Annotated in this window: 17 protein-coding genes and 1 tRNA gene; 13 read left to right on the top strand and 5 right to left on the bottom strand. The window is 61.8% G+C overall.

The genetic code is table 11. From position 1 onward, the window contains the following. Positions 1-141 precede the first annotated feature (141 nt). Together SYNCC9605_RS01655 and cobJ are read left to right on the top strand one after the other, a co-directional pair. Positions 142-1449: a hypothetical protein gene (locus SYNCC9605_RS01655; protein ID WP_011363354.1), complete on the top strand. Its 1308-nt coding sequence runs from the start codon at positions 142-144 to the stop codon at positions 1447-1449. Between the two features lie 69 nt (positions 1450-1518). Further along, on the top strand, positions 1519-3258 hold the full coding sequence (gene cobJ / locus SYNCC9605_RS01650; protein WP_011363353.1) for a precorrin-3B C(17)-methyltransferase: 1740 nt from the start codon (positions 1519-1521) through the stop codon (positions 3256-3258). 67 nt (positions 3259-3325) lie between these two features. On the opposite strand, the gene SYNCC9605_RS01645 is transcribed toward cobJ, so the two are convergent. Next, positions 3326-3399: transfer RNA gene (locus tag SYNCC9605_RS01645), tRNA-Pro, on the bottom strand. Positions 3400-3485: 86 nt separating this feature from the next. Between SYNCC9605_RS01645 and lipA the strand changes: the two genes are divergently transcribed. After that, positions 3486-4355, top strand: a complete 870-nt coding sequence (gene lipA, locus SYNCC9605_RS01640; RefSeq protein ID WP_011363352.1) for a lipoyl synthase — start codon at positions 3486-3488, stop codon at positions 4353-4355. On the opposite strand, the gene SYNCC9605_RS01635 is transcribed toward lipA, so the two are convergent. Both SYNCC9605_RS01635 and gltB read right to left on the bottom strand, forming a co-directional pair. Further along, entirely contained in the window at positions 4333-4641 is a 309-nt protein-coding gene (locus SYNCC9605_RS01635) for a YciI family protein (RefSeq protein ID WP_011363351.1), read from the bottom strand. The genes lipA and SYNCC9605_RS01635 overlap by 23 nt on opposite strands. A 15-nt stretch (positions 4642-4656) precedes the next feature. Next, positions 4657-9258, bottom strand: a complete 4602-nt coding sequence (gltB, locus tag SYNCC9605_RS01630) for a glutamate synthase large subunit (protein ID WP_011363350.1) — start codon at positions 9256-9258, stop codon at positions 4657-4659. A 102-nt stretch (positions 9259-9360) separates the two neighbouring features. Here gltB and SYNCC9605_RS01625 point away from each other — a divergent pair, with 102 nt between their 5' ends. From SYNCC9605_RS01625 to SYNCC9605_RS01585, 9 genes are all read left to right on the top strand, one after another. Further along, positions 9361-11046, top strand: a complete 1686-nt coding sequence (locus SYNCC9605_RS01625) for a phosphodiester glycosidase family protein (RefSeq protein WP_011363349.1) — start codon at positions 9361-9363, stop codon at positions 11044-11046. 34 nt (positions 11047-11080) lie between these two features. Continuing rightward, positions 11081-11407 (top strand): HesB/IscA family protein, encoded by a 327-nt coding sequence (locus tag SYNCC9605_RS01620; RefSeq protein WP_011363348.1) that lies wholly within the window; start codon positions 11081-11083, stop codon positions 11405-11407. A 72-nt stretch (positions 11408-11479) separates the two neighbouring features. Beyond that, positions 11480-11854 carry a 30S ribosomal protein S12 gene (gene rpsL / locus SYNCC9605_RS01615; protein WP_006850614.1) on the top strand — a complete coding sequence of 125 codons (375 nt, stop codon included), beginning with the start codon at positions 11480-11482 and terminating at the stop codon, positions 11852-11854. 41 nt (positions 11855-11895) lie between these two features. Further along, positions 11896-12366 (top strand): 30S ribosomal protein S7, encoded by a 471-nt coding sequence (gene rpsG, locus SYNCC9605_RS01610; protein ID WP_006849937.1) that lies wholly within the window; start codon positions 11896-11898, stop codon positions 12364-12366. An 89-nt stretch (positions 12367-12455) separates the two neighbouring features. After that, entirely contained in the window at positions 12456-14531 is a 2076-nt protein-coding gene (fusA, locus tag SYNCC9605_RS01605; RefSeq protein ID WP_011363347.1) for an elongation factor G, read from the top strand. 44 nt (positions 14532-14575) lie between these two features. After that, entirely contained in the window at positions 14576-15775 is a 1200-nt protein-coding gene (gene tuf / locus SYNCC9605_RS01600; RefSeq protein WP_006851621.1) for an elongation factor Tu, read from the top strand. Positions 15776-15896: 121 nt separating this feature from the next. Further along, positions 15897-16217 (top strand): 30S ribosomal protein S10, encoded by a 321-nt coding sequence (rpsJ, locus tag SYNCC9605_RS01595; RefSeq protein WP_011363346.1) that lies wholly within the window; start codon positions 15897-15899, stop codon positions 16215-16217. Positions 16218-16273: 56 nt separating this feature from the next. Then, the gene (locus SYNCC9605_RS01590) at positions 16274-16909 is read left to right on the top strand and encodes an LON peptidase substrate-binding domain-containing protein (protein WP_011363345.1); all 636 of its coding nucleotides are present in this window, start codon (positions 16274-16276) and stop codon (positions 16907-16909) included. Beyond that, entirely contained in the window at positions 16909-17841 is a 933-nt protein-coding gene (locus SYNCC9605_RS01585) for a methyltransferase domain-containing protein (protein WP_041434346.1), read from the top strand. Before SYNCC9605_RS01590 ends, SYNCC9605_RS01585 begins: the two co-directional genes overlap by 1 nt. A 3-nt stretch (positions 17842-17844) precedes the next feature. Here SYNCC9605_RS01585 and pheA read toward each other — a convergent pair whose 3' ends face one another. Next, complete coding sequence (pheA, locus tag SYNCC9605_RS01580) at positions 17845-18687, bottom strand: prephenate dehydratase (RefSeq protein ID WP_041434345.1); 843 nt, start codon at positions 18685-18687, stop codon at positions 17845-17847. A 31-nt stretch (positions 18688-18718) separates the two neighbouring features. Between pheA and SYNCC9605_RS01575 the strand changes: the two genes are divergently transcribed. Then, the gene (locus SYNCC9605_RS01575; RefSeq protein WP_041434343.1) at positions 18719-19315 is read left to right on the top strand and encodes a DUF1997 domain-containing protein; all 597 of its coding nucleotides are present in this window, start codon (positions 18719-18721) and stop codon (positions 19313-19315) included. Here the strand turns inward: SYNCC9605_RS01575 and SYNCC9605_RS01570 are convergent. After that, positions 19262-19861: a ribonuclease HII gene (locus SYNCC9605_RS01570; RefSeq protein ID WP_011363341.1), complete on the bottom strand. Its 600-nt coding sequence runs from the start codon at positions 19859-19861 to the stop codon at positions 19262-19264. The genes SYNCC9605_RS01575 and SYNCC9605_RS01570 overlap by 54 nt on opposite strands. Position 19862 lies beyond the last annotated feature (1 nt).

The following is a 19862-nucleotide window of genomic DNA, read 5'->3' as shown; positions in this document are numbered from 1 at the left end:
TGCAGAAGGCTGAGAATCAGCGAAACAACAAAGATCTCAAGCGCTAAGCAATACAATTGCACGCATATTTCCTTCCTAAATAACTAAAACTCTGACAGTGAAGGGCGGATTGTTCAGAATGATCGGATCTGTTCATGCCCGATGCGTCGCCCTGGCCTGAAGTCGATATGGGCTGTTCTGCTGGTAGCAGTGCTGTTTCTTGGTGCCGGCTTACCTGTTCATGCGCGCCCTGGATTCTTCAATCGCGATTCAGGGTCTGCTGCCAAACCGCTGTCGATTTCAGCCCCCAGCGGGAAGCTCCAGGAAGTGGCTCCTCCAGGGGCAGTGCAACAGCTGCGCCAGAACCTGCAACAGCACCGCCCCTCCCTGCGGCTGATCGATCCAAGCAACGACAGCATCGTTTCTTCTGACGACCTTGAGCTGCGTTTGGAAATCGACGACTGGCCCCTCAGCAGCGACCCAGAATTGGGTCTGGGCCCCCATGTGGTGCTTCAAATCGACAACCGCGCTCCCCTACGGCTGAGCGAAAGCGATGGAAACCGCCTGAAAGTCCGCATCGATGACCTGGAAGCCGGCAGTCACCGCTTCAGCGCCTGGGCCGCTTACCCCTGGGGAGAAGCCTTACAAGCACCGGGAGCCTCAGTCCAGGGACGCGTGCACCTCTGGCAAAAACTGCAGGGCACACAACCCGAACGCGATGCTCCCTGGCTGGTCCCTGTCTCGCCAGCCGGAGAGCAGGGCCTGCAACCCCTTTTGGTGGATTGGCTGATCTGGAATGCTCCGCTGCAAAACCTGCGGGAGGGCGATGGACGCTGGCGGCTCCGCATCAGCATTGATGGGGACAGCTTTTTGGTTGATCACAAGGAAGCCCTCTGGCTCAAAGGATCAAACGGCTCAGGCAGCCACGACATTCAGATGGAACTGCTGAACGGGCTGGGCGAGCCAATTACACCGGTCTTCAACAATCAGCTGATTCATCTGAAAGCCGCATCTGGTGCCAAGCCGGGCTGGATGCGCTCACGCCTCACCGACAGTCAGCTCGCTCGCCTGAGCGGCTCCCCTGAGCCTGAGGTTCTGGAGGTGGTCGAATACTCGCCAGAGCCCCCTCAAAAGACTGAGGAGAAACAACAAAAGCAGATAGAACAGCTCCGAGACCTCTCTCAGGCTGAGCTCAAAGTCGAGGATGAGGTCGATACCCAGACCACGGCCGCCCCTCAGCCCACTGCACCAGTGGAAAAAGAAGAGCGGGAGCCTGAGCCACCCATAGCTGAACAGCAGCCTGCTGAACAGCCATCCAAAGCAGAAACTGCTCGGCCCACTCCTGCCCCGGAGAAGCAAGCGGAGCCTCATCAGCCAGCCGACGAAGAACCCAAGCTGAAGCCAAGCAGCAGCCTGGGAGGATCAGCCCGTGAGTTGCTCAACAGCGATGGGCGCTTGCGCAAGCCCTGATCCGGATTTCCTGCCCTGAACCCCACATCTGCCGCTCCCGCTCTGGGCCTAGGACTAAGCCCCAGCGCCATGCCGCTGTTGGAGCGTTTGCTGCTGCGCGGCCACATCGACCGGATCAAGCCAGCCGATCAAGACATCAGCACCGCCCTTGATGGGCACTGGACGGCAGAGAGCGTCGTGTTGTTCGTGGGTGCCGTGGGAGCGGTGACGCGCCTGATTGCAGCTCGGATCCAAGGAAAGGAGAAGGATCCAGCCGTTCTGGTACTTGACCCCAAAGGGGAGTTCATCATCCCTCTTCTAGGAGGCCACTCCGCAGGCGCTGAACAACGTGCCCGAGAGATCGCGATGGATCTCGGAGGGCAGGCGGTGATCACGGGTGCCTGCGCCCATGAAGGACGTCTCCCCCTGGATGCCTTTGGTGAGAGCTGGGGCTGGAAACGCAGGGGATCGGTGGTCCATTGGCGCGATCTGATGGTGCGGCAATCCCAGGGATCCAGCATCAGCGTTCACCAGAGCAGTGGATCCACCGCCTGGCGAGGCCCTGAAGGCCATCCCTTGCTGCACAACATTGATCCCAAGGGGGGGCCAGACGCCGCTGATCTTGTGATCGGAGCGCGCCGTCAGGGTGATTGCCAGTGGCATCCAGCAACGCTCTGGATCGGCATCGGCTGTGAACGCAACACCAGCGTTTCCCTGGTGGAGAAGGCCATTGCCGAGGCCTTGGCAACAGCAGGACTGGCGGAAGAGGCTGTCGCTGGAATGGTCAGCGCAGCCCGGAAATCCGATGAACCGGCCCTGCAGCATCTGAGCCAGACCCGGGCATGGCCGTTCCGAACTTTTGCGGAGCACGCTCTTGCATCCATCGACGTGCCCAATCCCTCCGAAGTGGTGCGCAAGGAAATGGGGACCGCGTCGGTGGCTGAAGCGGCAGCCTTGCTGGCTGCGGGCGAACAAGGTCATCTGATCCAGCCCAAGAGAATCAACCGTCCGGAAACAGGGGAGCAGGGCGCCGTGACGGTGGCCATTGCCGAGGCGGCCCTCCCCTATGCGCCAGAGAGGGGGGAGCTGCACCTGGTGGGCAGTGGTCCAGGAGATCTGTCCCTGCTCAGCGGAGACGCCAAAGCGGCCCTCTCCCGTTGCTGCGCCTGGGTTGGCTACAGCCTCTACCTCGATCTTCTGGAGCCCCTGCGCCGGCTGGATCAGGTCCGATTCGATGGCCAGCTCACCCGGGAATGGGACCGCTGTGCCGAAGCACTGCGCTTGGCCCAACAAGGGGCCAAAGTTGCTCTGATCTCCTCCGGCGACAGCGGGATCTACGGCATGGCGGGATTGGCCCTGGAGCTGCTGCTCCAGCAACCCGAGCAGGACCGGCCCAGCTTCGCGGTGCATCCAGGCATTTCAGCCTTCCAGTTGGCCGCCGCCCGGGCCGGAGCGCCACTGATGCATGACTTCTGCTGCGTGAGCCTCAGCGATCGCCTCACGCCGTGGGCCGTGATCGAAAAGCGACTGGAGGCCGCTGCTGCTGGAGATTTTGTGCTCGCCCTCTATAACCCGCGGTCCAAGGGACGGGACTGGCAGCTGGGACACGCCAAGGAGATCCTGTTGAAACACCGCCCCCCCACAACCCCGGTGACGCTGGCGCGGCAGCTGGGCCGCGCAGAGGAATCCCGTGAGCTCACGAGTCTTGAGCGCTTGGAGCCGGAATCCGTGGACATGCTCACGCTTGTTCTGATCGGGAACAGCAGCAGCCGTGCCGATGGTGACTGGGTGGTGACGCCGCGGGGGTACTCAGGGGCAAGTCTTCAATGAGGGCTGAGTTTTTTCAGGCTTAGCTCAGGTATCCATCAAGACCTGGCAGTGCCACGCAAACCAAGAATCGGGATGACAGGATTCGAACCTGCGGCCCCTTCGTCCCGAACGAAGTGCGCTACCAAACTGCGCCACATCCCGGCGCTGCAATCTTAAAAGATCACAGTGGAGCGAAATCCAGGCAGATCTCAGCAGCGACTAAGGTCATGGATTGAAGATGCTTCGCCGTGCTCAAGCCGGAGTGGTTGCGCGTTAAGGCTCCGCAGCGCGAGCGGATCGGCGCCGTAGCCGACCTGCTGCTGGATTTAAACCTGAACACGGTCTGCCAGGAGGCGAGCTGCCCCAACATCGGCGAATGCTTCGCAGGCGGCACCGCCACGTTTTTGATCATGGGGCCCGGCTGCACCCGCGCCTGCCCCTACTGCGACATCGACTTTGACAAGAGGGTGCGTGAGCTCGATCCCACTGAGCCGCAACGGCTTGGGGAAGCGGTGGCCCGTCTGGGACTGAAGCATGTGGTGATCACCTCGGTGAACCGCGACGATCTCGCCGATGGAGGTGCGTCCCAGTTCGTTGCCTGCATCGAACAGGTGAAGCAACGCTCACCGCTCACCACGATCGAGCTGCTGATTCCCGACTTCTGCGGCAACTGGGATGCCCTGGCAACGGTGATGGCCGCCGCCCCCCACGTGCTGAACCACAACATTGAAACGGTGCCGCGGATGTACCGCCTGGCGCGGCCCCAGGGCATTTATGAACGCTCCCTCGAGCTGCTGCAACGGGTGAGGGAGCAATGGCCCAAGGCCTACAGCAAGTCGGGACTGATGGTGGGGCTCGGGGAAACCGATGAGGAGATAATCGAGACGCTCCGGGATCTGCGCAAACACAAGGTCGACATCGTCACCATCGGTCAGTACCTCTCACCTGGCCCAAAGCACCTGGCCGTCGACCGCTTTGTCTCTCCGGCTCAATTCGAGACCTACAGAACAGTGGGCGAAGAGGAGCTGGGCTTCCTCCAGGTCGTCAGCACACCACTCACCCGCAGCAGCTACCACGCCGGCGAGGTGCAACGGCTCATGGCCAGCCATCCCCGCTGACAGGGATCCATTCCTGCACCTGCCAGTCCACCAGGCCGGCGATGATCATCGGGTCGTTCTGGACCCACGCCAGGGCATCGGCGTAGGACGACGCCTCAAATATCAGCAGCCCACCGCCGCCCGGACGCCGGTCGCCATCCACTAGGTAACCGCTGCGTACACGGCGGCCTGCTGCTGCTTCATCTGCAACCCAACGGCGGTGAGCCTCCAAGGAGGGTCGCCGCTGCTCAACGGGGAGGGCGGAGGCGACAGCCGTGAATGTTTCGGTCTTGACAAACCAGGCCACGGACTGGGGACGGCGCTAGGCCGCCACAGCCTGCTTGTCGGCCAATCCCATCGACTCCCGCTCACTGGGAGGGACCAACACCTTGAAGCGACCCTTCGCCGCAGACCAATCGGCCAGGAGAGCAGCAGCCTTCTCGCTTCCCGTGAGCGCCACATGCCGTTCCAGCAGACCCTTCAGCAGCGACTCCTGCTCATGGGTGGTGATGGTGCAGACCTCAACAATCTCCGGGTTCACCCGAGGAGCAACATGCCCCTCCTCATCCAGCAGGAAGGTCACACCACCGGTCATGCCAGCGCCGACATTGCGACCGGTGCTGCCGAGAACGACGACGACACCACCGGTCATGTACTCACAGCAGTGGTCACCAGCTCCCTCCACAACCGCGCGGGCACCGCTGTTGCGAACACCGAAGCGCTCACCAGCCCGGCCATTGGCGAACAACTCACCGCCGGTGGCCCCGTAGAGGCAGGTGTTGCCGAGGATCACCTGGTCACCCGGAGAGGCACAACCGTCTGATGGCACCAGGGTGATGCATCCACTGTTAATGCCCTTGCCCACGTAGTCGTTGGCCTCGCCTTCCAGACGAACCTGCATGCCCTGCACCAGGAAGGCCCCGAAGCTCTGGCCTGCAGCACCCCGGAAGGTGAGATCGAGCTGTCCGTTGAAGCCGCGGTTGCCATGGCGCTGGGCGATTTCACCGGCCAGACGGGCACAGACACTGCGATCGGTGTTGATGATCTCGATGCTGCGGCTGAGGGAACCGTGGTTCTCCAGGGCAGCCATCAGCTCAGCGTCGGCGAGGAGCTGATCCTCAAGGATCGGTCCGTTGCCGTGGGCCTCGTCGCTATGGCGAAGCCAGGAGCGATCTTCGGCACCGCTGATCGGAGCCCGCAGGCTGGAGAGATCCACACCCTTGGTCTTGGCCAGATCAACCGAGCGAGCCTGGAGCAGATCGGTGCGACCGATCAGCTCCTCGAGGCGGCTGACGCCGAGCAGGCTCATCAGCTGACGCACTTCCTCGGCGACGTACCAGAAGAAATTGACGACATGCTCAGGAACACCGGTGAAACGCTTGCGCAGGTTCTCCTTCTGCGTGGCCACACCCACAGGGCAGTTGTTGGTGTGACAAACTCGAGCCATGACGCAGCCCTCGGCGATCATCGCGATCGATCCGAAGCCGTATTCCTCCGCCCCCAGCAGGGCAGCGATCATCACGTCCCAGCCTGTCTTCAGGCCTCCATCGGCGCGCAACAGAACCCGATCGCGCAAACCGTTCTCCACCAGGGAGCGGTGCACCTCGGTGAGGCCCAGTTCCCAGGGGCTGCCGGCATGCTTGATCGAACTCAGGGGAGATGCACCCGTGCCACCGTCGTGACCGGAGATCTGGATCACATCGGCGTTGGCCTTGGCCACACCCGCAGCGATGGTGCCGATGCCGATCTCGGCCACCAGCTTCACGCTCACAGGAGCAGCGGGATGCACCTGATGCAGGTCATGGATCAACTGCGCCAGGTCTTCAATCGAATAGATGTCATGGTGTGGCGGCGGTGAAATCAAGGCCACACCTGGCTTGCTGTTGCGCAACCAGGCGATGTACTTGTCGACCTTGGGCCCTGGCAGCTGACCGCCTTCACCGGGCTTGGCGCCCTGGGCCACCTTGATCTCCAACTGCTTGCCGCTGCGCAGGTATTCCGCCGTCACACCGAAACGGCCTGAAGCCACCTGCTTGATTGCCGAGCAGGCGGTGTCCCCATTGCGCAAACCACCAATGCTGGGGAATGAGGCGGAACGGCCCTCGCCATCCACATCCTTGAGGATCTGGAAGCGGGCAGGGTCTTCACCGCCTTCACCGCTGTTGCTCTTGCCGCCGATGCGATTCATCGCCACGGCCAACACTTCATGGGCTTCGCGGGACAAAGCGCCCAGGCTCATCCCGCCCGTGCAGAAGCGGGTGCAGATGCTCTCGACGCTCTCCACCTGATCCAGGGGGACTGGGTTGGGAGCCAACTTGAACTCCAGCAGGTCCCGCAGGGCCATCACCGGTCGATTCTCCAGCAAGTCCTGGTAGGTGGAGAAATGGTCATAACCAGGGCCCTGAGCCACCGCCTTGTGCAGCGCCTTCGACAGCTCGGGATTGTTGCGGTGGTACTCAGCACCACTGCGGTACTGAACAAAGCCCATGAATTCGAGCTTGCTGCGGTTGAGCTCAGGGAAGGCCTTGGCGTGCATCGAGAGCGTTTCGTTCGCGAGCTCGGCCAGCGTCATGCCGGCAACACGGCTGGTCGTTCCCGCGAAGGCGGTCTCCACCACATCCGCTCCCAGGCCGATCGCTTCGAAGATCTGAGCGCCGTGATAGCTGGCCAGCAATGAAATTCCGATCTTGGAGAGGATCTTGCGCAGGCCATTCTCCAGCGACTCACGAACGTTGGCCTGGGCTTGATTTGCATCGAGGGCGGGCAACTTGCCCTGTTCGATCCGCTTCTTGGTCTTGGGGTGATCCAGCCAGTGGCGGGTGGTCTCCCAGGTGAGCCAGGGGCAGACGGCACTGGCGCCGTAACCAATCAGGCAGGCCATGTGATGGGTGCTCCAGCACTGGGCCGTATCCACCACCAGAGAGCACTGCAGCCGAAGCTTCTGGCGCAGCAGATGGTGATGAACAGCACCCACGGCCAGCAAGGCCGGCATCGCCACTGTTGTGGGGGTCAGCGGGGCCGCCGCCCCTGTGCCACCGACCCGGTCGGACAGCACCAGAACTTGGGCTCCGTCACGCACCGCCTGTTCCGCAACGCTGCACAGCGCCGCAATGGCATGTTGCAGGCCTCCCGCACACGACTCCACAGCCACCTGGGTGGACACCGTCTTGACGGGCAAGCCCTGCTCACTGATCGCCGCCAGTTCCGCCTCGTTCAAAACGGGCGTCTCCAGATGGATGACGGAGGCAGCTTCCGGCTGGGGCTTCAGGGCGGGCCGACGCTCACCCAGGTGCATCTCCAGGCTCATCACCAGCTTTTCCCGCAGGGGATCAATAGGAGGGTTGGTGACCTGGGCGAAGCGCTGCTTGAAGTAGTCGTAAAGCAAATGGGGCTTGTCGGAGAGCACCGCCAGGGGAATGTCATCGCCCATGCAGTAGGTCGGCTCCTTGCCGAGGGCAGCCATGTCCTCGATGATCAGATCGAAGTCTTCGGCGGTGAACCCCATCGCGGTCTGCAACCGAAGCAGATCGAGTTCACCCACCTTCCGGTCCTGGGTCCACGGCTGGGGGGGCACGCCGCGGCGATGCTTCTGCAGCCAATCGGCATAGGGGAAGCGCCGCGCCGCGTCTTCCTTCACCGACCAGTTGTCCAGCAACTCGCCGCGTTCAAGATCGACGGCCACCATCTGACCAGGGCCAAGACGACCTTTCTGAACAATCGTCTTGCCGCTGAGGTCCACCACGCCGGTCTCCGATCCCATGATCACGAAGCCATCAGCGGTGGTGCACCAACGCGCCGGACGCAGCCCGTTGCGATCGAGCGTTGCACCTACTCGTTTGCCGTCGGCAAAGACCAACAGGGCCGGGCCATCCCAGGGTTCCTGAATGCCAGCGTTGAATTCGTACATCGCCGTCACATCAGGACGGCTGTCGAGATCGGGCTGATTGCGGAACGCTTCTGGCACCAGTGTGATCAGGCTGTCAGTGATCGACCGCCCACTACGCACCATCAATTCCAGGGTGGCATCGAGGTTGGCGGAATCGCTGAAGGCAGGGTTCACCACCGGAATTAGGTCATCAGCCGCCTCACCCCAGACGTTCTCGAGGCTGGCTTCTGAAGCCTTGGCCCAGTTTAGGTTGCCCAGCAGTGTGTTGATTTCGCCGTTGTGCCCCAGAAGGCGCATCGGCTGCGCCAGGGGCCAGCGCGGCAGGGTGTTGGTGCTGAAACGGCGGTGATACACCGCAAAGCTCACCTCAAATCGAGAGTCCTGCAGGTCGGCGTAGAACTGCTCCAGCACCTCGGATCGCACCATCCCCTTGTAAACAACCGTCCGGCTGCTCAGGGAGGCGACATAAACGTCCTGCGCCACCTCAGCACCCAGAGCGGCCCTCACACGGGCACCGATGCGGCGCCGCAACCGCAGCAGCTGGCCATCAAACGTTGAGTCGTCCGCATCACCATTCAGCACCCACTGCTCGATCACAGGCGCTGTGGCACGAGCCAAAGGCCCGAGAACCGCAGGTTCAACGGGCACCGTTCGCCACCCCAAAGGCTGCATGCCAAGGGATCTGGCCTCTTCATCACACAGGCCCCGCACCTCAGCACGACGGCTGGCATCGGTCGGCATGAACATCATGCCGAGGCCCCGTGCTGCAGCCGCCTCGGGCCAGACCGCTTTCAGATACGACCAGGGGATCTCACACAACACACCTGCTCCGTCGCCGGAGTCGCCATCACCACCGCAACCACCACGGTGCTCCATGCATCCCAGACCACGCAGGGCCTGCTCCAGCACCCAGTGACTGGCCTGCCCCTGGAGCTGAGCCAGGAAACCAACGCCACACGCATCCTTCTCGCCCGCAACTACTTGGGGTGCAGGGCTGTCGCAGTAAGGCCAGACAGCGGAACGGATGGCGTCAGACATAGGGAACTCAACCGGACGATCGCATGGGTCTGCAGCTTCGAGCTCTGCAGAGACCATCTCGAGGGACGATCCTAGGCAGGCGCCTCTCCGCCCAGGCATTTCATGCTGGCCTTTGCCCCACTTCCCCCACCACCACCTGAGCTTCGGCCTGCGCCCAACCAGAGCGGTGAGGAGGTGCTGATCGGGCAAAAGCGCAGCAAGGCGGTTTGGCTCTGGAAGGGCAGAGAAGCAGAGCCGGAAGAACTTTGGCTGCCCTTGGAGGTTCTGGAATCCCGTCTGGGTTTCAGGCGGGTGTCTCGCCTCGATGGAGAAGCACTCGAATGGTTTGGCCGAACGGTCTCCCTCACCGCACTGGCAACCCGTTCGCTCGGTGATGAAGTCGGCCTCGAGGTGAGCGACTGGCTGGCCGCAACTGGCGTGCGCTCGAAAGTGCGGGGAAACACCTTGGAGCTTCGGCTGCCCCGACCAACGGTGAACAACCTGCGCCGTGGCAAGGGTTCCACAGCTGATCGTTTGGTGCTGGACCTGGACGGCCCCGCCCTGGTGCAACGGTTGAAAGGCGACCTGTTACTGGAGCTCAAGCTGTCGCGAACCCAGCAACGTCAATTGAAGGCGTGGGGGCTCACCCCACAGCAGCATCGCCACGGGGGCATTGTGCTGAAGGGACAAGCCACCAAGCTGAGGAGCCTGAGCCTGGCGTCCCCCTGGCGGGTGGTGCTGGATGGTGTGCTGATCGGCGGTCGCCGCCCAGCCCAGAGCGCACATCTGCCCCTGCGCGACCCAGCTGTGGCCGAATGGCTGAGGCGGGGCTTCGTCTTAGAGCAACGCACCATCAAGGTGGGGGTGAAACCCATTCAGGTGTTCCGTGCCGGCGGCCAGCTGAGCCGTCTCGGCATCACCCTTCAGACCCTGGTCAAAGCCGAGCAGCAACAGGGCCTGCGTTTTCTGCCTCAGCTCTCCCAGCCCGCAGGGGCACTGGTCGCAGTCAACGGAGGCTTTTTCAACCGGATCAATCAACTCCCCCTGGGGGCCGTGCGGCATCAGGGGATCTGGCTGTCCGGTCCGATCCTGAATCGCGGCGTGATCGCTTGGGGAGCCTCAGGGGATCTGCAGTTCGGCCGGCTGCGGCTGAACCAGACGCTGCGGGTGAACAACGGTCGCCGTTGGAGCCTGATGGCACTCAACAGCGGCTACGTCCAGAAGGGACTGAGCCTCTACACACCTGCATGGGGGCCCCGCTACCGGGCCCTGAGCGGAGAAGAGGAAGCTCTGTTGATTCGAGGCGGGCGCGTCGAGACAACCTTCAATCAGCGCAGCCTGCAAAGCGGCATCGCCATTCCCGAAAACGCTGCGCTGGTGGTCGCCCGCGGGCGCACGCCGCTGCCGGCTCAACCTGGCGATCAAATCCAGGTGACAGAGCGATCCAGCTCTCCCCTGGCCCAACAGCCCAATGTTCTAGGGGGCGGTCCGCTCTTGATGCAGAACGGCCGCGTGGTGCTGAATGGACGTCAGGAAGGGTTTAGCCCTGGCTTCATGAGCTTGGCGGCACCAAGAACGGTGGTGGCTCAGGGGGCGAGCGGTCAGTGGCTGATGACCTTGCGCGGGGCCGCCGGCAGTGATCCCACCCTTGTGGAAACAGCTCTGGCTGCCAAGCAACTGGGCCTGCGCGATGCCTTGAACATGGATGGCGGCAGTTCCACCACCCTTGTGGTGGCCGGACGAACCGTGATGAACGGCCGAAGCAGCTCCCCGAGAGTCCACAACGGCCTGGGTCTCATCCCCCTCTGAGACCTGCAACAGTGGGGGCCCTGAGGAACTGAGTATGGCTGCCAATCTGCGGCTGACCGCTGCCGCTGCTGCTGAGCTGGGGCGACAGGCGGCCGTGGCGGGAACACCGGGGCAGATGCATCTCGATCTCACTCCCGGGGAGTGCGCACAACACGTGCTGCGCATCCGGGCAGGACATCTGGCAGGCGTCGCCATCGCAAGAGCCGATGGCGTGACCCTGCACGCCCCGGCGGAACAGCTCAAATTGCTTGAAGGCCTTTGCCTGGACTACCGGGGCGACCTGAGTGGCGGTGGTTTTCTGATCCGCAACAGCGATGGTGTTGAACCCTGTGCCTGCGGCAGTGCCTTCAGCCGGATTTAAGGGGGGACCATCACCCGGTATCGTGGTCGATTGTCGAATCAGGTCGGGAGTCCGACCGCTCACCGACCATCGATGCCAACCATCCAACAGCTGATCCGCACTGAGCGCTCACGTCTCAAGGCCAAGACCAAGTCCCCGGCTTTGAAGTCGTGCCCTGAGCGTCGCGGTGTTTGCACCCGCGTTTACACCTCGACGCCCAAAAAGCCCAACTCGGCGCTGCGCAAGGTGGCTCGTGTGCGCCTGACCTCCGGCTTTGAGGTCACGGCCTACATCGGCGGTGTCGGTCACAACCTGCAGGAGCACTCGGTGGTGTTGATCCGCGGCGGTCGTGTCAAAGACCTCCCTGGTGTCCGATACCACATCATCCGCGGAACCCTGGATACCGCTGGCGTGAAAGACCGGCGTCAGTCCCGCTCCAAGTACGGCGCCAAGGCTCCGAAGGAGTGATCACCGGTTTCTTCCCCATCCCCATCAAGTTCTGATCCCTAATGTCACGCCGCAACGCCGCTGAGAAGCGCCCGATTCTTCCCGACCCGCAGTTCAACAGCCGCCTCGCCACGATGATGGTGGTGCGCCTGATGCAGCACGGCAAGAAGTCGACAGCGCAACGGATCCTGTCCGACGCGTTTGGCCTGATCAACGAGCGCACCGGCGGAGATCCGCTCGAACTGTTCGAGACAGCCGTCAAGAACGCCACCCCTCTGGTGGAAGTGCGCGCCCGCCGTGTCGGTGGTGCCACTTACCAGGTGCCCATGGAAGTGCGCCAGGAACGCGGCACCGCTATGGCCCTGCGCTGGCTGGTGAGCTTCTCCCGCGCCCGCAACGGCCGGAGCATGGCCCAGAAGTTGGCTGGCGAACTGATGGATGCCGCCAACGAAGCTGGCAACGCCGTTCGCAAGCGCGAAGAAACCCACAAGATGGCCGAAGCCAACAAGGCTTTCGCCCACTACCGCTACTGAGCCTCGCGGGCCAGTCATCAACACAGATGTTCATGGCTGGCCTGTAGAGTCTCTCCGCCTTTTCACGCCCCACCCCCGGAGAATTTCCTGTGGCCCGCGACTTCCCCCTGGAACGCGTCAGAAATATTGGTATCGCTGCTCACATCGATGCCGGCAAAACCACTACGACAGAACGGATCCTGTTCTATTCCGGTGTGGTGCACAAAATCGGCGAGGTGCATGACGGCGCCGCCGTGACCGACTGGATGGCCCAGGAACGGGAGCGTGGCATCACGATTACCGCCGCTGCCATTTCGACATCTTGGCAGGATCATCGAATCAACATTATCGACACGCCTGGCCACGTGGACTTCACCATTGAGGTGGAGCGCTCCATGCGCGTGCTGGATGGCGTGATTGCCGTCTTCTGTGCTGTTGGTGGCGTTCAGCCCCAATCCGAGACCGTCTGGCGTCAGGCCGATCGCTATTCCGTTCCCCGGATGGTGTTCGTGAACAAGATGGACCGCACCGGTGCGGACTTCCTAAAGGTTCACGGCCAGATCAAGGATCGCCTCAAAGCCAACGCTGTTCCGATCCAGCTTCCGATCGGTGCCGAAGGTGAGCTCAGCGGCATCATCGATCTCGTTGCCAACAAGGCATACATCTATAAGAACGACCTCGGCACCGACATCGAAGAAGCCGACGTGCCGGCCGACATGGCCGACGAGGTCGCCGAGTGGCGTAACACCTTGATGGAAACCGTCGCTGAAACCGATGAGGCGCTGATCGAGAAATTCCTCGAAAGCGGCGAACTCAGCGTTGACGACCTCAAGAAAGGCATCCGTGAGGGCGTGCTCAAGCACGGTCTGGTGCCCATGCTCTGCGGCTCCGCCTTCAAGAACAAAGGTGTGCAGCTGGTGCTCGACGCTGTGATCGACTACCTGCCTGCTCCCGTCGACGTCCCCCCTATCCAGGGTGTGCTTCCTGACGGCAGCGAAGCGGTGCGTCCGTCCGACGACAGCGCCCCCTTCAGTGCCCTCGCCTTCAAGGTGATGGCCGATCCCTACGGCAAGCTCACCTTCGTGCGGATGTACTCCGGCATCCTCGAGAAGGGCAGCTACGTGCTCAACTCCACCAAAGGTGAGAAGGAACGCATCTCCCGCCTCGTGGTGCTTAAGGCCGATGACCGTGAGGAAGTTGACGCGCTTCGTGCCGGCGACCTCGGTGCGGTGCTCGGACTGAAGAACACCACCACGGGTGACACCCTCTGCACCCAGGACGATCCGATCGTTCTCGAGACCCTGTTCATCCCCGAACCGGTGATCTCCGTGGCTGTTGAGCCGAAGACCAAGGGCGACATGGAGAAGCTCTCCAAGGCCCTGGTTGCTCTGGCTGAAGAGGACCCGACCTTCCGCGTCAACACCGATTCTGAGACCGGCCAGACCGTGATCGCCGGCATGGGCGAACTCCACCTGGAAATCCTGGTGGACCGCATGCTGCGTGAGTTCAAGGTGGAAGCCAACATCGGCGCACCTCAGGTGTCCTACCGCGAAACCATCCGTGGTTCTGCAGGTGGCGAGGGCAAGTTCTCACGTCAGACCGGTGGTAAAGGCCAGTACGGCCACGTTGTGATCGAGATGGAACCGGGTGAGCCCGGCTCCGGCTTCGAATTCGTTAACAAGATCGTGGGCGGTGTCGTTCCGAAGGAATACATCAAGCCCGCCGAGCAGGGCATGAAGGAGACCTGCGAATCCGGTGTGATCGCCGGATACCCCCTCATCGATGTGAAATGCACCTTGGTGCATGGCTCTTATCACGACGTCGACTCCTCGGAGATGGCGTTCAAGATCGCCGGATCCATGGCCTTCAAGGACGGCGTTAAGAAGTGCAACCCTGTGCTGCTTGAGCCGATGATGAAGGTCGAGGTCGAAGCTCCCGAGGATTTCCTCGGTTCGATCATCGGCGACCTGTCCTCCCGTCGAGGCCAGGTTGAGGGCCAGTCCGTCGAAGACGGCACGTCCAAAATCTCGGCCAAGGTGCCCCTTGCCGAGATGTTCGGTTACGCCACCGAGCTCCGCTCCATGACCCAGGGCCGGGGCATTTTCTCGATGGAATTCGACAACTACGCCGAAGTTCCTCGCAATGTGGCCGAGGCCATCATTTCCAAGAATCAGGGCAATTCCTGATCTCTAAACTCCTCCAAATCCAACCCTCGATTCTTTAAACACCCATGGCACGCGAGAAGTTCGAAAGGAACAAGCCCCACGTCAACATCGGCACCATCGGCCACGTTGACCACGGCAAGACCACCCTCACCGCTGCGATCACCAACGTGCTCGCCAAGAAGGGTCAGGCTGAAGTGCAGAACTACGCCGACATCGACGGCGCCCCTGAAGAGCGTGAGCGCGGCATCACCATCAACACCGCTCACGTTGAGTACGAGACCGAGACCCGTCACTACGCCCACGTGGACTGCCCTGGCCACGCGGACTATGTGAAGAACATGATCACCGGTGCCGCTCAGATGGACGGCGCCATCCTGGTGTGTGCCGCCACCGACGGCCCGATGGCCCAGACCAAGGAGCACATCCTGCTGGCCAAGCAGGTGGGCGTTCCCGCTCTGGTGGTTGCACTGAACAAGTGCGACATGGTCGATGACGAAGAGATCATCGAACTGGTGGAGATGGAGATACGCGAACTGCTCTCCAGCTACGACTTCCCCGGCGACGACATCCCCGTGGTTCAGGTCTCCGGCCTGAAGGCCATCGAGGGCGAGGCTGAGTGGGAAGCCAAGATCGAGGAACTGATGGCGGCTGTTGACTCCAGCATTCCTGAGCCTGAGCGGGAAGTTGACAAGCCCTTCCTGATGGCTGTGGAAGACGTCTTCTCCATCACCGGTCGCGGCACCGTGGCCACAGGCCGTATCGAGCGCGGAATAGTCAAGGTCGGCGAAGAAATCGAAATTGTCGGTATCAAGGACACCCGCAAGACCACCGTCACCGGTGTGGAAATGTTCCGCAAGCTGCTCGATGAGGGCATGGCTGGCGACAACGTTGGTCTGCTGCTTCGCGGCATCCAGAAGGAAGACATCGAGCGCGGCATGGTGCTCGTGAAGCCCGGTTCCATCACCCCTCACACCAAGTTTGAGGGTCAGGTGTACGTGCTCAAGAAGGAAGAAGGCGGCCGCCACACTCCTTTCTTCGCTGGCTACCGCCCGCAGTTCTACATCCGTACAACGGACGTGACAGGCCAAATCACTGCCTTCACCGCGGAAGACGGTTCCAACGTGGAAATGGTGATGCCTGGTGACAACATCCAGATGACCGGTGAGCTGATCTGCCCCGTCGCCATCGAGCAGGGCATGCGCTTCGCCATCCGCGAAGGCGGCCGCACCATCGGTGCTGGCGTGGTCTCCAAGATCATTGAGTGATAAGCGCAAGCTGAACCAACCGGCAGGAGATGGAGGGGCCCAGTCCCCCATCTCCTACATTTCTCAGAACCTCGACAACTGAAGTCCTGCTTCGACCTCGAAGCTTTTTCGCCCCTTTCCTATGTCCACTGCCATCGCTCAGCAGAAGATCCGCATCCGCCTGAAGGCGTTTGACCGTCGCATGCTCGATCTTTCTTGCGAAAAAATCATAGAAACGGCCGATAACACCGCTGCAACCGCGATCGGTCCGATTCCCCTGCCCACGAAACGCAAGATCTACTGCGTTCTGCGCTCTCCCCACGTGGACAAGGATTCCCGCGAGCACTTCGAGACCCGTACCCACCGTCGCATCATCGACATCTACAGCCCGTCGGCTAAAACCATCGACGCGCTGATGAAGCTTGATCTCCCCAGTGGTGTGGACATCGAAGTGAAGCTCTGATCCGTTCAATCAGAACTTCATTTTCCTAGGATTCAAATGCCTACAACACGGCGTTCGTGTCCGATTTTTCTGTGAGGGAGCTTCCCCTGTTCCCCCTGCCGGACGTCGTGTTGTTCCCGCAGCAGCTCCTGCCGCTGCACATTTTTGAATCGCGTTATCGGATGCTTCTCCAGACGGTTCTGGAGACCGACAAGCGATTCGGCATCGTTCGCATCAACCCTGAGAACGGCGAAATGGCCGAAATCGGTTGCTGCGCTGAGGTGCTTCAGCATCAAACAACAGAAGACGGGCGCAGCTACATCGTTTCGTTGGGCCAACAGCGGTTCCGGCTGCTCAACATCACACGGGAAACGCCCTACCGAACAGGGATGGTGAGCTGGCTGGAGGATGAGCCCGTGGCCGACACTGACCAGCTCAACAGCCTGCGGGACAAGGTGAGCGAAGCCTTGAATGACGTCGTTCAACTGACCAGCAAGCTGCAGAACCGAGAGGTGGAACTGCCCGAAGATCTGCCTGATCTGCCGCGGGAACTGTCCTTCTGGATCAGCGCCCATCTGGATCAGGCCGCTTCAGAGCAACAGAGTCTTCTGGAACTAACCGACACCCACGAGCGGTTGAGCCAGCAATTTGAAATGTTGGATCACACCCGACGCCAACTGGCGGCCCGCACTGTGTTGATGGATCTGAAGTGATGTTGGGATCTCTGTTAATGGTGGCCGGCGCCGTTGGAACCACCGGAGTTGCGCTATGGCTTCGCCGCGACCGGCGCTACGAATCGTCGGAGAGTGTCGCCTCCGCCTACGACGCCTGGACGGAAGACCGTTTGCTGGAGCAGCTCTGGGGAGAGCATGTCCATCTCGGCCATTACGGGACCCCGCCGGGCTCCTTCGACTTCCGCGAAGCCAAGGAAGCCTTCGTCCACGAGCTGGTGCGCTGGAGCGGTCTGGACCAACTCCCCGCTGGCAGCCGGGTGCTGGATGTGGGATGCGGCATCGGTGGCAGCGCCCGAATACTGGCGCGGGATTACGGATTGGACGTTCTCGGCATCAGCATCAGCCCAGCCCAGGTGGAACGAGCCACACAACTCACCCCATCAGGCCTGAGCTGCCGCTTCCAGGTAATGGACGCCTTGGATCTTCAACTGCCCGACCAGAGCTTTGATGCGGTCTGGAGTGTGGAGGCCGGTCCCCACATGCCGAACAAACAGCGTTATGCCGATGAGCTGCTGCGGGCGATGCGACCGGGGGGTCTGCTAGCTGTGGCCGACTGGAACCGCCGAGACCCCTCTGACGGCGGCATGACGAGAACCGAACGCTGGGTGATGCGTCAGCTGCTCAACCAGTGGGCCCACCCTGAATTCGCCAGCATCAAGGGGTTCCGCCAGAACCTCGACAACAGCGTCCACCACCGTGGCGAGATCGTCACCGGCGATTGGACCCAGGCCACGCTCCCCTCATGGATTGACTCGATCATCGAGGGCATCCGACGCCCCTGGGCCGTGGTCAGCCTGGGGCCGAAAGCTGTCCTGCAAGGCCTGAGAGAAACGCCGACGTTGCTGCTGATGCACTGGGCCTTCGCCACCGGGCTGATGCAATTCGGCGTCTTCCGAATCAGCAAAGACTGATCCTCAAGAGCCACTCAAATCGCTGCTGGGGTAGGCACCGAAATGGGCCAGATGCTCACACAGAGGCTGCAACTGGGCAATCAGATCCTGCAGGGCCGTTGACGGATCCGGAGGAAGATCCACATCCACAAAAAAGACGTATTCCCCCAGCTCCCGTTTGGACGGTCGCGATTCAATCCGACTCATGTTCAGGCCCCGCTCAGCCAAACAGGCCAGTGCCTCCAGCAAGGCCCCCGGCGCATTGCGATGCAGCGAGAACGCCAAGCTGGCCACATCGCCATGTTCACTGCGCTGCCCACGACACAACAGCAGAAAACGGGTGCGATTGCCCGCAACATCGTTCACAGGAAACGCCAGCTCATCCAACCCGTGTTCCCGGGCGGCGGACTGGGAAGCGATCGCAGCACGAAAGGGACTGCCCGCCACCATGCGAGCTGCTTCAGCCGTGGATGAGGTGGGCAGTTGCAAGGCATCGGGCAGATGCTGGGCCAACCATCCACTGCACTGCGCCAGGGCCTGCGGGTGAGAGAGCACTTCCGTGACTCTGCTAAGTGGCCCACTGCCAAGCAGAGCGTGCTGAATCGGCAGCACCAAAGCCCTGCGAATACAAAGCTCGGGGTGGGACCACAGAGCATCGAGGGTCGCTGTCACCCCCCCCTCAACCGAGTTCTCAATCGGGACAACGGCTGCATCACACTCCCCCCCCGCCAGCTGTTCCACAACCGATCGAAGCCCAACGCAGGGCACCAGCTGAACATCCTCGAGAGCGTCCTGTTCGATCAGCACCCGGGCGGCCTGCTCGCCATATGTCCCGGCTGGGCCAAGGAATGCGAGACGTGTAGGCATCGAAGCCGCACTGCATGGACTCGATAAGATCATGCCGCGTCAGGTGAAGTCCATGCCCCTGGCCTTCGAAGCCAGTCAAAAGCTTGATCTGCCTGTCAGAACCGGAGCAGAGCGGTTGCCCACCTACCTGCTGGAGGAGGAGCGCGTCCTCGGGGCCCTTCTGGACGCCAAACAGCTCACCCGCCTGCAGCCAGGGCGTTACCGCTACGTGGTGACCAGCCTGCAGGTCTTTCAACTCCAAGTGAAACCCGTGGTGTCCCTCCAGATCCATATGGAAGGCGACACGTTGGTGATGCAGGCCCTCGACTGCGAACTGGAGGGTCTGGGAATCGTTGACGACTTCGCCCTGAACCTGGAAGCACGGCTCACCTCCACACCTGGCGGGCTGCAGGGGCATGCCCATCTGTCAGTGAGCGTCAGCCAGCCATCGCTGCTCAAGCTGATCCCCAAACGGGTGTTGGAATCGACGGGCGAATCAATCCTGAGTGGCATCCTCATCGGCATCAAAGCCCGGGTTGGCCGGCAGCTGATCGACGACTACCGCTGCTGGTGCCGGGAAACAGAGGAGCAACGCTCAACCGAGCAGACGCTTCAAGAACGTGTGCCGATGCAGGGGCGTGGGGCCTGAGTCGATCAGGCTCTGACGATGCTGTGCCGTGCCATAGCCCGCATGGCGTTCGAGTCCATAACCAGGGAAGCGAGCCGACAAGCGCCGGATGAGTGCATCCCTGGCTTCCTTGGCCAGAACACTGGCCGCAGCAATGGCCGCTGAACGGCTATCCCCTGCGATCACTGTGCGCTGCGGGCCGTGCCACAGCCGAAGGGGAAGATTGCCATCCACCAGCACAAGCCCAGGGCTCTGGGGCAGTCGCTGCAGAGCCCGCAACATGGCGCGTTCCGTGGCAACGCGGATGCCGCAGGCGTCAATTTCTCTCGCTGACGCCTGGCCCAAAGCGGACGCCACACACAGCGACTGAATCAAGGGAACCAGGGCAGCCCGACGCTTGGCCGAGAGTTTTTTGCTGTCGGTCAACCCTGCCTTCAACAGGCATTCGGCCGCTGAGCCCTCGAGCACCACAGCGGCCGCAAACACAGGACCGAACAAACAACCGCGACCGACTTCATCCACACCGGCCACGTCCCTCCCGAGAGGGAGGGACTCCTGCGCGGTCATC

This window comes from Synechococcus sp. CC9605, from assembly GCF_000012625.1.
In the GTDB taxonomy this organism is placed as follows: domain Bacteria; phylum Cyanobacteriota; class Cyanobacteriia; order PCC-6307; family Cyanobiaceae; genus Parasynechococcus.
This window is presented reverse-complemented; position numbering and strand designations above follow the sequence as displayed.